We start from the raw sequence: 13,460 nt of genomic DNA on the forward strand, positions 1-13,460 counted from the left end.
TCAATTCATGCATTCCCAGAAACAGCCACCGGTGCTGCGCGCATCTGCAAGTGCCGTTACAGAGCAGATCAAACCAAACCCACCGGGCCAGCTGAAGGCGACGTCAACGGATGAAACACTGGTCTATCAGATCGATAATAACCTCTATATCAATCTGACAGACCGCTGCACCCTGGCGTGCCAGTTTTGCCCCAAACACAATGGCTGCACCGAGGTAAAAGGTTATGATCTGACGCTGGAGGTCAGACCTCCGGCACAGCAGATCATCGATCTGATCGGTGATCCGAAACAGTATGACTGCGTGGTATTCTGCGGCTATGGCGAACCGACGCTGCGTCTCAAACCGTTACTGGAGATTGCCCACTGGATTAAGGCAAATGGCGGAAACACCCGTTTGAATACCGATGGCTTAGGTAATCTGGTGAATAAACGTAATATTTTGCCCGAACTCAGCGAGTGTATCGACGCCCTGTCTGTTTCGCTTAACGCCCACAACGAAGCGGTTTATATCCGCCACTGCCAGCCGGCTCTGAACGGCTCTTATGAAGCGATGCTTGAGTTTGTTGCGCTGGCCCCCGAATACATCAGTGATGTCAGTGCCAGTGCAATCAACGGACTGGAGGGCGTAGATATTGATGCCTGCAGAGCGCTTGCGGAACAGCGCGGCGTAAAATTCAAACAACGGGAGCTGGATGTGGTGGGTTAGGTGTTAACCACCTCTGCTAAACCTTTCTTGCTATACCGCTGAACAAACGCTACTGAGACAACATTCCTGGCGCTATAGGCCTTCCCCGCCAAGTAGCCTGTGCCAGCTCGCACCCGGACTGGCCTTGCTGCATCATTCCCTTAGCCCCCCTTAGCACCCCCCTTAGAACTTTCCCTTAGAACATCGCTGAAAAACAATAACGCCCTTTCACTCAGCTGATGATATTGAGGGACGACACAGCAGCACGGCATTATGAAAAATAAAAAAAGCCCCTCACAGAGAGGGGCTGAAAGAAGCCGGTGATAGAAACACACTATGCCGACAGATGACAATCCCGCGGAGAGAGGATTGCAGAGGTGAAGTAACCCGGCAATACAGCCGGATTACTTCACTGAGAGATCGATTGTCCGGGCTGAGAATTACTCAGACGCGGCGATCAGGCTTGCGTTACCCCCGGCGGCGGTGGTATCGATACAGAGATGACGTTCCAGGGTGAAGCGCTCAGCAGCGTTGCGCTCAGTAATCAGCGGCAACAGCACCCCGTCACGGGAGGCCAACGCGATACGATAAGCCTTCAGAACCGCTGGCTCTGCGCAACTGGCAACCGCAGCAAAACCGGTCACCGAGGCCAGTGCCTGTGGCTGCAGCAACCCACTGATGGCACGCACCGGCAAACCGCTGGCAATAGCAGCCTGACACTCAGCTTCAGCGCCCGGAGCGATAACAACAACCGCATTACCCTGTGACAGAGCCAATACTGCATGGTGCATAGCGCTTTTCAGATCGGGGCCCAGGCAGAGTACGGTACCTCTGGCATGCGTGGAAAGCACATTCAGCTCACCGGTCGGTCCGGGCATAGGCTGGGCAGCATGCTCTAAGGAAGAGAACAGAATGTCCATCCCGGAAAACAGCTCCTTAAGCTTGCCAAGCCGGCCTGAGTCCAGTCCCCACTTACTGTTATCCAGACTATCAATGGCTGACTGCAATGTCCCCGCTGCGACAGCCGGAACCAGATCAGACGAAACCGGCGCCGCAGATTCGGTCTGCATAAAGCGTTTCACATATTCTGGACCGCCCGCTTTGGGTCCGGTGCCAGACAAGCCTTCGCCACCAAATGGCTGGGAACCGACAATCGCACCGATCTGGTTGCGGTTAACATAGATGTTACCCACCTTGATACGATTGCAGATCTGAGCAACACGATTATCAACCCGTGTGTGCAGACCAAAGGTCAGTCCATAACCGGTGGCATTAATCGTATCGACAACTTTATTGATATTGCCCGCCTCAAAGGTGACAACATGCAGAACCGGCCCGAAGATCTCCTCTTCCAGTTCAGAAATGCTGTCCAGCTTAATCACGGTTGGCGCTACAAACAGCCCCTTTTCCGGAGTTGCCAGGGATTTCAGGACCCGTCCTTTAGCTGCATATTTGGCACAATGCGCTTCGATCTTAGCTTTTGCGGTTGCATCAATCACCGGACCAACGTCTGTGCTCAGCAGGGCCGGATTATCCAGACGCAGCTCGTCCATCGCGCCAAACAGCATCTCCAGCAGATTCTCCGCAATATCTTTCTGCAGATAGAGAACCCGCAGGGCAGAACAACGCTGCCCCGCACTCTGGAAAGAGGAAGCCAGAACATCACGTACCACCTGCTCGGGCAGTGCCGTGGAGTCGACAATCATCGCATTCATTCCACCGGTTTCAGCCACCAGGGGTGCCTCAGGCGCCATATTCTCAGCCATCACCCGGTTGATACGCTGAGCCGTCACTGTCGATCCGGTAAAGCAAACACCGGCAATACGACTGTCAGAGGTCAGCGGCGCACCGACAGCAACACCACTACCCGGCAATAACTGGATTACATCCGCCGGAATCCCAGCTTCATGCATCAGTTCGACGGCCCGGGCAGCGATCAGAGGCGTCTGGTCCGCGGGCTTAGCCAGCACAGCATTACCTGCAGCAATAGCGGCCAGCACCTGACCGGAGAAGATCGCCAGAGGGAAGTTCCAGGGCGAGATACAGGTAATCACACCGCGGGCTTCGCCCGCCGCTGCATTACGCTCAGCTTCATTGGCGTAAAATCTTGCAAAATCAACCGCTTCACGCACTTCACCCACCGCGTCAAGCAGGGTCTTTCCCGCTTCACGGGTCGCCAGGGTAAACAACTCAGGAGCATTCTGTTCAAACAGATCGGCGACGTTGCGCAGACAAGCCGCACGCTCTGCAGCACTTTTCTGAGACCAGCTTTTATATCCCTGCTGAGCCGCTACAATTGCAGTTTCAATATCATCCGCGGATGCAGTCACGACCTGACCGACACAATCTTCAGGTATCGCAGGGTTATTGATTGAACTGGTATCACCGCCCTGGGCTGCGCCAGAAATCATCGGCGCAGCGTTCCACTGTGCAGTTTTAAATTCAGCCTGCTGCGCTTCAAGCTCAGCCACCTCTACCGGATCGGTAATATCCCAGCCCTTGGCATTTTTACGCTTTTCACCAAACAGCTCAGCCGGACGTGATATCGCCGTGCTGCTGATATTATCACCCATCGCATCAACAACAGCGAAAGGATCACGGGCAATATCTTCCGGTTTAATACGGGTATCTACAATCTGGTTGACGAAGGAACTGTTAGCACCGTTTTCCAGCAGGCGACGTACCAGATAAGCCAGCAGATCACGGTGGGCACCCACAGGTGCATAGATACGGCAACGGGTACCTTCACCTTTCAGTACCGTGTCGTGCAGAGACTCACCCATACCGTGAAGACGCTGAAACTCAAACTGTTTGTTATCCAGGTTACGGGCCAGATGCAGAATACCGGAAACTGAGTGAGCATTGTGGGTGGCAAACTGAGGATAGATGCGATCGGTCATCGCCAATAGTTTTTCAGCACAGCACAGATAGGACACATCGGAGTTCACCTTACGGGTGAATACCGGAAAACCATCCAGACCCATTTCCTGAGAACGTTTGATCTCAGCATCCCAATAAGCACCTTTCACCAGACGGACCATGATTTTCCGATCCAGACGGGTTGCCAGGGCATAGAGCCAGTCGAGTACAAAAGAGGCTCGGGGGCCAAATGCCTGTACCACAATACCAAAGCCATCCCAGCCTGCCAGCGCATCATCAGACAGAACTGCCTCAATAATATCCAGCGACAGATCCAGCCGGTCCTGCTCTTCAGCATCGATATTAAAGCCCATGTTGGCTTCTTTAGCCTGCAGCGCCAGCGTTTTGGTCCGCTCAACCAGTTCGGTCATAACACGCTCTTTCTGACCAAATTCATAACGGGCATGCAACGCCGACAGCTTTACCGAAATCCCCGGATTCATGCGGATATCAGAGTGGATGCACGCAGGTGTCAGCTTACCGATAGCGACACTGTATGCCTGGTGATACCGCAGTGCATCAGCATCAGTACGCGCCGCTTCACCGAGCATATCGTAGGAATAAGAGTAGCCCTGTTTTTCCAGTTTACGGGCATTTTTGGTCGCCTCTTCGATGGTACGGCCCAACACGAACTGACGTCCCAGCTCTTTCATTGCCTGACCCACGGCAGTACGCACCACCGGCTCACCCAGACGCTTAACCATGCCGCGCAGAGTCTGCGTTACACCCTTATCTTCGGTTGGAGCGATCAGTTTACCGGTGAGCAATAACGCCCAGGTAGAAGAGTTAACCAATGAGGATTTAGATTTACCCAGATGCTCTCCCCAGTTACCTGAGGCCACTTTATCTTCGATCAGGGCATCAATTGTCATTGAATCCGGCACCCGCAGCAGTGCTTCAGCCAGACACATCAGAGCAACACCCTCTTTGGTGGTCAGACCGTACTCACCCAGAAATTTTTCCATCATTGAAGGCGAACTTTCATTACGAACGGTGGTTACCAGTTGCGCTGCATTGGCAGAGATCTGTTTACGATCTTCTGCTGTCATACGTGCATTTGCCATAAGACCACGAATAACCTGGGTCTCGTTCGCAAGGTAGTGCTGTCGTATTTCTGTACGGCACTGGTCAGTTGTTTTTGTCATAGTTTCACCTTCTTAAAAAATCCGCTTGAAAACAGCCCGGCTCTGATTGTAGTTCTGGTTCTGCTGTTTGCTTATTTACCCGTTTTGATTGCAATAACGATTCATGTACCCCATTCTAAACAGTCCCATAAAGTCGTTTTCACTATAAATTTATAATATTTGAACAATTAGTATTATTTTTAACAGATATTTAAAACCAAGCTAATATTTAGTTAAAAAATTTAGACGATTTACAAAAATTCAGCCGCCAAAATAAGAACATGACAGACATAAAAAAAGCCCCTAATGGGGCTTTTATGTAGCAATGATAAGTTTAGCCTTTTATTTCAGCTTCGACACTTTCAAAGCGTTCAGTAACGGACCGGACCGGAGCAGCGGTCGCCAGCGTCGCAACAACAATTGCGATAAATGCGAACATAACCCCCGGAATGATCTCATACAGATCAAACCATCCACCGCTTAACTGCTTCCAGATAACAACGGTTACACCACCAATAATGATACCTGCCAGAGCACCGGCGGTGTTCATCCGCTTCCAGTACAGAGACATAATCAGAGCCGGACCAAAGGCGGCACCAAAACCCGCCCAGGCGTAGGACACCAGACTGAGAACCTTGGAGTCCTTATCCAGCGCAAAGAACGTCGCAATAAGTGCAATAGCAACAACCGCAAAACGTCCTACCTGCACCAGCTTTTCCTGTGACGCCTCCTGGTTAAACAGCGCTTTATAAAAATCTTCAGCCAGAGCAGAGGACGATACCAGCAACTGGGAATCCGCGGTACTCATGACGGCTGCAAGGATTGCTGCCAGCAGAATACCGGCAATAAGCGGATGGAACAAAGCATCAACCATCACCATGAAGACGGTTTCATTATCCCCCAGACCATCTGGCAGATAACCGATTGCAGCCAGACCAATAAAGCAGGCGCCCGCCATAGAAAAAGCCGACCAGATAACAGCAATACGGCGCGCAGAAGGAACAGCATCTTTACTGGAGATGCCCTTAAATCGTGCCAGAATATGAGGCTGGCCAAAATAACCCAGCCCCCAGCCCAGCAGCGATAACGTGCCGATCAGAGTGATAGAACTGCCATCGGCCTCGGTAAACATATTCAGTAATTCGGGGTTCTTCGCGTTCACCGCTGCCAGAGTCTGGCTCATACCACCCAGCTCACCGATGGCAAACAATGGCACCATTAGCAGCGCGCCAACCATCAGCAACCCTTGTACAACATCGGTCCAGCAGACCGCCAGATAACCACCAAACAACGTATAGGAGATAACCGCCACAGCACCCAGCAACACCGCCAGGGTGTAATCAAATCCGAATACGGTTTCAAACAGCTTGCCACCGGCAACCAGACCAGAGCTGGTGTAAAACAGGAAAAAAACCAGTACGAAAAAGGCTGACACAACACGCAGGCTGCGGCTATGGTCATTAAAGCGTTTTTCGAAAAATGCAGGCAGCGTCAGAGAATCTTCAGCCTGTGCAGAATAGACCCGTAGCCGCTGAGCAACCACCAGCCAGTTCAGCCATGTCCCCACCAGCAGACCACCGGCCAGCCAGAACGACCCATAGCCTGCAGACATTGCATAACCGGGTAATCCCATCAGCAGCCAGCCACTCATATCGGATGCTCCGGCACTCAGTGCACTTGGAAACGCACCGAGGTTACGCCCTCCCAGGACATAATCAGAAAGATCCTTAGTGCGGCGATACGCAACAACCCCAATCGCCAGCATCAGAACCAGATAGATAATAAAGGTCAGTGTTATTATCATGCAAAAGCCTCATCGATTTTAGAATCTGCTAACAATGCCCGAGTCCGAAACCGCTTAGACACAAACACTGCACAGACTGCAGATTCAATTATTGTTATAACCGGTGTCGCAACCGGCATTTTTTTATGTTCCTGGTACAGATACCAACGATCTGCTTACCCGTGCCGGCTTCTTCAGTGCGCGACACGTTGAAACAACGAGTCTGCTCTGCGGTACACTCCAGTACCCAGACACAGACAGTGAAGCGGCATAGCTTACAGAACAATAAGAAGCCTTTTTTCCTATTTAAAAGCAGAAAAAAGAGCATCCTCTCATATGAAGGTTTTTTTATAGGCCTTTATTTGATATTCACTCGGGTTCAGATAGTCAATTGGTTTGACATAAAAAAAGCGGGCCCGACAGATGCCGGGCCCGCTTTTTATGGCACCCCTGTGTTAGCTCAATTCGAGCAAAACACTGAGAGCGACAGCAAAAATTGAGCAATCGATCAGCTTGGTATTCTGGATATCCCTGAGGGTGTAATGCCAGCGCTCCAGATGTACTGCCCGCTCCTGCTGCCAGTGTTCCAGCCGCTGCTCAACACTGCTGCCCGGTTCTCCGGACTGCAGAACCTTCAGCGTCAGTGCCCGGTGCTGGTTATCCAGCTCTATCCGATAACTGTTTTTCGCCAGCGCCTGCCAATGGTTAACGGCAATAAACTGCCGGATCTGCTTATCCAGCCAGATCAGGTTAAGACTAGTACCCACACCAAAGTAGGTCATCGCTACCTGTTCGACATCTTCATTGGTTTCGCGGGCGACATCGATCACATCCAGTAACCAGTAGATATTTTCACTGGCCGCACAGAACGCTGACAGTTGTCCCGGTACTCCTGCACCGGTATAGCGTTCATATTTTTCCTTCAGACGATCAGCCGGAATCACTCTATGGATCTGTTCATCAGACACCACCACCTGGTCAATGGCCGGCTTATACACATTAAGACATCCCTCAAGATTGAGACCTTCACGGTGATGTCTTAACAGCCACTGAGTGCCCCGTCCCACTAACTGAACCAGATCCTTCATCATGGCTACCTGCAACTCGGCTGGCACCTGATTATCCAGCGCTTCAATCTGTCGCCACTGAAATTCAATATTAAAGATTTCACGCGCCGCCATATAGGCCGCTGCGATCTGCGCATAACTGACACCGACTGCGGTACTGAGGTTATTCACAAAGGTGATACCCATCCGGTTTATCAGATCATTGGCGATCTGAGTCGCGGTAATCTCCCGCTGCAGACGGTGATTATGCAATGCCTCAGGAAATTCCTTCAGCAGACGCGCCGGGAACGCGGTTTCCATCTCTTTGGAAAAGCCTTTATCCTTCGTAATCCAGGTGTTAATCAGCGCCTGTTTCAATTCAATACGTGCATAACAGATCAATACTGAAAGCTCGGGCCGGGTTAACCCCTGACCCTGCTCACGGCGTTGTAAAAGCTGTTTTTCGGTTGGTAAAAATTCCAGCTCGGGATTGAGTTTTCCTTCACGCTCCAGACTCTTAATCAGGCGAATGTAGTCATCAAGGGACTCCTGAGAAAAGGCTTCAGCGATATTCAGTGCCTGAGCCTGACGGTAGTTGTTCTTCAGTACCAGCTCAGCCACATCATCGGTCATATCACGTAACAACTGATTACGCTGTTTCATGGTCATATCACCCTGACTGACCAGTTCATTCAGCAGAATTTTGATATTGACCTCGTGGTCGGAACAATCCACGCCACCGGCATTATCAATAAAGTCGGTATTTGACGAGCCCCCGTTAAGGGCAAACTCAATCCGTCCCAGCTGCGTGAAGCCAAGGTTACCGCCCTCACCCAGGACTTTACATCTCAGCTCAAAACCATTAACCCGCAGACTGTCATTGGCTTTATCACCGACATCGGCATGACTTTCCTGGGTCGCTTTAACATAGGTACCGATACCGCCGTTCCACAACATATCAACCGGTGCTTTTAGCAGCGCATTGATCAGATCATTGGGTGCCAGACGGTCTGCAGTGATCGCAAACCGCTTTTTCATCTGCGGTGAAATGTCGATCCATTTAGCCGAACGGGCGAATATGCCTCCCCCTTTACTGATCAGTTTACTGTTGTAATCGCTCCAGCTGGAGCGTGGCAGCTCAAACATTCGCTTACGTTCAACATATGAGCTGGCAACATCGGGGTCAGGGTCGATAAAAATATGCAGGTGGTTAAATGCCGCCACCAGGCTGATCGTTTCAGACAGCAGCATACCGTTACCGAAGACATCCCCCGCCATGTCGCCGATACCAATAACAGTAAACGGCTCCGCCTGGGTATTAATGCCCTTCTCACGGAAGTGAAGCTTAACGGACTCCCAGGCCCCCCGGGCGGTAATTCCCATCCCCTTGTGGTCGTAACCCTGACTTCCGCCGGAAGCGAATGCATCACCCAGCCAGAAACCATATTCTTCAGATATTGAGTTGGCGATATCGGAGAAAGTTGCGGTGCCCTTATCGGCGGCAACCACCAGATATGTGTCATCCTCATCGTGACGCACCACCGATTCAGGGTGAACCACTTCACCGGCAATCAGGTTATCGGTGATATCCAGCAGTCCGCGGATATAGGTTTTATAACATTCGATACCCTCGGCCTGAATCGTCTCCCGGTCAGTGGTATCCGGCATCCGCTTACAGATGAAACAGCCCTTCGCGCCCATCGGCACAATGACTGAATTTTTCACCTGCTGCGCTTTTACCAGACCCAGCACCTCAGTGCGGTAATCCTCCATCCGGTCGGACCAGCGCAGACCACCCCGGGCAACCTTACCCACCCGCAGATGCACACCCTCGATCCGGGGTGAATAGATAAAAACTTCGAACTTAGGTTTCGGTTGCGGAATATCCGGAATCGACTGAGAGTCAATTTTAAATGAGAAGTACGGCTTATCGACACCGTCATCCTGCTGATAGAAGTTAGTCCGCAGGGTGGACTTAATCACCACCATAAAGCGTCGCAGTATCTTGTCATCATCGAGACTCTTAACACCGTCCATCGCGCTCAGGATGTTCTGCTCGATAGCGTCTTCCTGTCCGGGCTCCTGCTGACCGGGCTGGAAGCGGCTGCGGAACAGCTCGACCAGTTGACGGCTGATATCAACGTTACGTACCAGAACTTCCGCCAGAAACGGCTGTGAAAAACCGAAACGCAGTTGTTTAATATAGCGCCCGTATGCACGCAGCATGGCGACTTCACGCCAGTTAATCCCGCCAGAAATAACCAGTCGGTTAAACTCGTCGCTGTCGGCCTGACCATCCCAGACCCGGGAAAAGGCTTCCTGCAGAATAACTTTTACCTTGTCCAGCTCAACCACGGTCTGCTGACCGTAGCTGACGCGGAAATCGCTGATCCAGTACTGTTTACTGTCCCGGTCTGTCACCACATACGGGTGCTCACTGAGCACTTTAAGCCCAAGGTTTTCCAGCAGCGGGATCACTTCCGACAAGACCAGCGGACGGTCAGCACTGAAGAGCTTGAACTTGAGAATACCCTCCGCTTCCTCAAAGGAACGATAGAAGCTCATTGCGATAGCATCGGGAGTCTTCAGGTAGGAGATATGCTGCAGATCATAAACCCCGTTTCCGGTAGAAAAGTTCTCTTTATAGGCAGAACTGAATCCGCCACTGAAACGGTTTACAAAACGGCTGCCCTTCTCTTCACCATAGGTTTCGATCAGATTGGTATTCAGATCGTCATCCCAGGAGCGGGAGATCTCCAGAATCCGTGCTTCGATGGCGGGAAGATCCACTGCCACCTGCTGATCAGGATCAGCATAAATTACATAATGTGTACGCGACAGCACCGATTCAGAGATCTGCGAGTTCGCTTCATAGTCCCGCGCGTGTAAGCCTTTATACAACAGATTCAGCACTGAATTTCGCAGCTTGGTGGTGTACAGATCACGGGGAATATAATAGAGGCAGGAGTAAAACCGTTTACTGGCATCCTGACGCACAAACAGGCAGGCCCGGCGACGCTCCTGCATATTGAAAATACCAAAGCTGGTCCGCTTCAGATCACTGGTTTGTGCCAGAATCAGCTCTTCACGCGGCATATCCGTGAGAATCTGAACCAGCGCTTTGTGGCTGTGACCACCCGGTTCAAAGCCGCACTCGGACAGAATACTGATCAGCTTCAGCCGCACCACCGGAATCCGCAACGGATTGGTCAGGAATACTGAAGAGGTATACAGGCCGTAAAAGCGACACTCACCGCACACCCGCCCCTGTTCATCAAACCGTTTAATGATAATCAGATCCCGGTATACCGGCCGGTGTACCGTAGAACGAACCACATCCTTGCTGAACATTAACACTTTTTCAGCCAGCACAAACTGCTGTTCCAGGTGGCTCAGTTCTTTACTCCCGGGTGTCTGACGCTGAGTACCAAGTCCAGAGTCTTTAACCGTATCGGCAAAAACCTTTCCCTCTTCCTGGCGAACAACAACTTCTTCATACCCCTGAAAGATAAAGTGCTCATCCATCAGCCAGTCAATCAGTTTGCGGGTCTCTTTGATCTCAGGGCTGTTGGCGTCGCGCAGCCGCAACTCCTCTTTAAGCTCCTGTGCCCGCTGTTTAATTGGCAGAAAATCATCGACTACCGCTTTAACATCAGCGACCACCTTTAACAGGCTGTCGCGTATCTCATCGAGGGTCGTCTGATCGGAATGGCGTTCAATCTCCAGATAGATCAGTGACTCAACCTGAGTATTCTCATCCTTCTCACGGGCAGGTTTAAGATTTTTCAGTTTGTGGGTTCGGGCGGTGCGTTCGCAGGCCAGCACACAGTTATTAATGCTCAGAATCGCCAGTTCACGACGATTGAGTTCCATTCTGACGGAATCAACCAGAAACGGTACGTCAATATTGTGAACCTGTATTACCGTATGATTCGAATGCCAGCCGTGCTGCTCATAATCAGGGTTAAACACCCTGATAACCGGTGCCGGCGCTTTGTAATCCTGCAGCAGTTGCCAGTATGACAGGACTGTTGCGCAGAGATACTCAAGTGAACGGTTTTGTAACTCTTCCGGTGCAGCTACACTGAAAAACTTTTGTGTGAACAGTTGCATCGATGCTTGCAGTCCCTTGCTCACCTGAGCAGAGAGCTTTTCGCTGATCAGATCAATAATCTGTGATTTGTTCAGTCCCAATAAATCATGCATTTTGTATAGACTCCAGATTGCACTCGCGACACCCGGCAGATACCGGATTATTATTATTCCCTGTACCGACTCATACAACGCCCAAGAAACAGAGGTATTGGCGCTGACACCCCGGTTTTTTTCCCACAATTAGTCATTAGGATAGGCATAAAAACCAGAACGTATTAGTTAATATCAAAGTATAGGAAAAGAATAGAAGTCTTTTTCACTGTATTTTTATTATTTATAGCCCTATCCTTCTCATAACGCTCAAATAAACAAACGAACAACCACAACTGTGAAATTCTATGGATAATTTGGATAAACTGGACAAACTTGATATGGCGATTCTGCGTGAACTGCAGAAAAATGCCCGTATTACAGTAACGGAGCTGGCCTCACGGGTCGGTCTGTCAAAAACCCCCTGCCAGATCCGTATGAAGCGTCTGGAAGAACAGGGCTATATTCTCGGTTACATCGCTCTGGTCGATCAGAAAAAACTCGGCACCAAGCATGTCGCGTTTGTTCAGGTTACCCTCAATGACACTAAAACCAAGGCATTACGAGCGTTTAATGATGCCGTCCGCGAGATCCCTGAGATTGAGCAGTGTCATATGATCGCGGCTAATTTCGACTATCTGCTGAAAGTCCGGACCACCGGAATGGAGTCCTATCGCGAAGTGCTGGGAGAGAAAATATCCTCTCTGCCCCATGTCACCCAAACCAGCACCTTTGTGGTGATGGAAGATGTTAAAGATATTGAATCCAAACTACTTTGACCCCTTCTGAGACGATACTTTGAACCGCTCATCTCTGATCCTGGCACTGTTCGTAGTGCTGATGTGGTCTACTGTTGCCACAGCATTCAAACTAACGCTGTCACTGATCAGCCCATTACAGATGCTCTGGGTTGCCGTGGCCACGACCTTTGCCATCCTCTCTGTCGCCACCGTTGCGCAGCGCAAACTCTCTCTGGCGCGCCAATACATGAAAGAGTCTCCCGGTTACTTTCTGCTGCTGGCACTACTCAATCCGACCCTCTATTACCTGATTCTGTTTGCCGCCTATGATATGTTGCCGGCACAGCAGGCACAGGCACTGAATTACACCTGGGCGGTCGTGCTGAGCATTCTGGCAGTACCGTTTCTGGGACAAAAATTCACCCTGAAAAACGTTATCAGCATTCTGCTGGCTTACGGCGGTGTGCTGGTTATCGCGACTCAGGGCAATCTTCTGGCACTGGACTTCAAAAACCCGCTGGGAGTTATGCTGGGGCTTGGCAGTTCTGTGTTTTTTGCCGGTTACTGGATTCTCAATACCCGCAAACCGCGGGACGCGGTTGTCTCTCTGCTACTCTGTTTTGGCCTGAGCCTGCCGATTCTCAGTGTACTGATGCTGGTGCAGGGTGAAATGACGGTTATGCCCTGGCAGGCGGTCGCTGGCGGCATCTATATCGGCACCTTCGAGATGGGATTTGCATTCCTTTTGTGGATGCAGGCGATGCGGATGACCGATAACACTGCCCAGTTGAGCAACCTGGTCTACCTGGCGCCACCTTTGTCACTGATATTGCTGGCAACCATCGCGGAAGAACCGGTGATGGTGTCCACTATTATCGGGCTGATCCTGATTATTGGCGGTGTTCTGTTCCAGCAACTTAAAAGGAAAAGTTACCGCTGACCGGACACTTTACCCTGCTGACTTGCTGAGATGAGGAG

The 13,460-nt window shown here is 50.9% G+C and carries 6 protein-coding genes; 3 read left to right on the top strand and 3 right to left on the bottom strand.

What is annotated here, in order from left to right; genetic code table 11:
* Nucleotides 1–7 precede the first annotated feature (7 nt).
* On the top strand, nt 8–706 hold the full coding sequence (locus tag KDX31_11350) for a TatD family nuclease-associated radical SAM protein (protein UTW05377.1): 699 nt from the start codon (nt 8–10) through the stop codon (nt 704–706).
* Nucleotides 707–1,125: 419 nt separating this feature from the next.
* Here the strand turns inward: KDX31_11350 and putA are convergent, their stop codons facing one another.
* The 3 genes from putA to KDX31_11365 form a co-directional block, all read right to left on the bottom strand.
* Nucleotides 1,126–4,749, bottom strand: a complete 3,624-nt coding sequence (putA, locus tag KDX31_11355) for a bifunctional proline dehydrogenase/L-glutamate gamma-semialdehyde dehydrogenase PutA (protein UTW01958.1) — start codon at nt 4,747–4,749, stop codon at nt 1,126–1,128.
* 313 nt (nt 4,750–5,062) lie between these two features.
* Nucleotides 5,063–6,532 carry a sodium/proline symporter PutP gene (putP, locus tag KDX31_11360; protein UTW01959.1) on the bottom strand — a complete coding sequence of 490 codons (1,470 nt, stop codon included), beginning with the start codon at nt 6,530–6,532 and terminating at the stop codon, nt 5,063–5,065.
* 434 nt (nt 6,533–6,966) lie between these two features.
* Nucleotides 6,967–11,763 carry an NAD-glutamate dehydrogenase gene (locus KDX31_11365; protein ID UTW01960.1) on the bottom strand — a complete coding sequence of 1,599 codons (4,797 nt, stop codon included), beginning with the start codon at nt 11,761–11,763 and terminating at the stop codon, nt 6,967–6,969.
* 296 nt (nt 11,764–12,059) lie between these two features.
* Between KDX31_11365 and KDX31_11370 the strand changes: the two genes are divergently transcribed.
* Nucleotides 12,060–12,521 (top strand): Lrp/AsnC ligand binding domain-containing protein, encoded by a 462-nt coding sequence (locus KDX31_11370; protein ID UTW05378.1) that lies wholly within the window; start codon nt 12,060–12,062, stop codon nt 12,519–12,521.
* Nucleotides 12,522–12,540: 19 nt separating this feature from the next.
* Nucleotides 12,541–13,422, top strand: a complete 882-nt coding sequence (locus tag KDX31_11375) for a DMT family transporter (GenBank protein ID UTW01961.1) — start codon at nt 12,541–12,543, stop codon at nt 13,420–13,422.
* Nucleotides 13,423–13,460: the final 38 nt, after the last annotated feature.

This window comes from Amphritea atlantica, from assembly GCA_024397875.1.
Classification (GTDB): Bacteria; Pseudomonadota; Gammaproteobacteria; order Pseudomonadales; family Balneatricaceae; genus Amphritea; species Amphritea atlantica_B.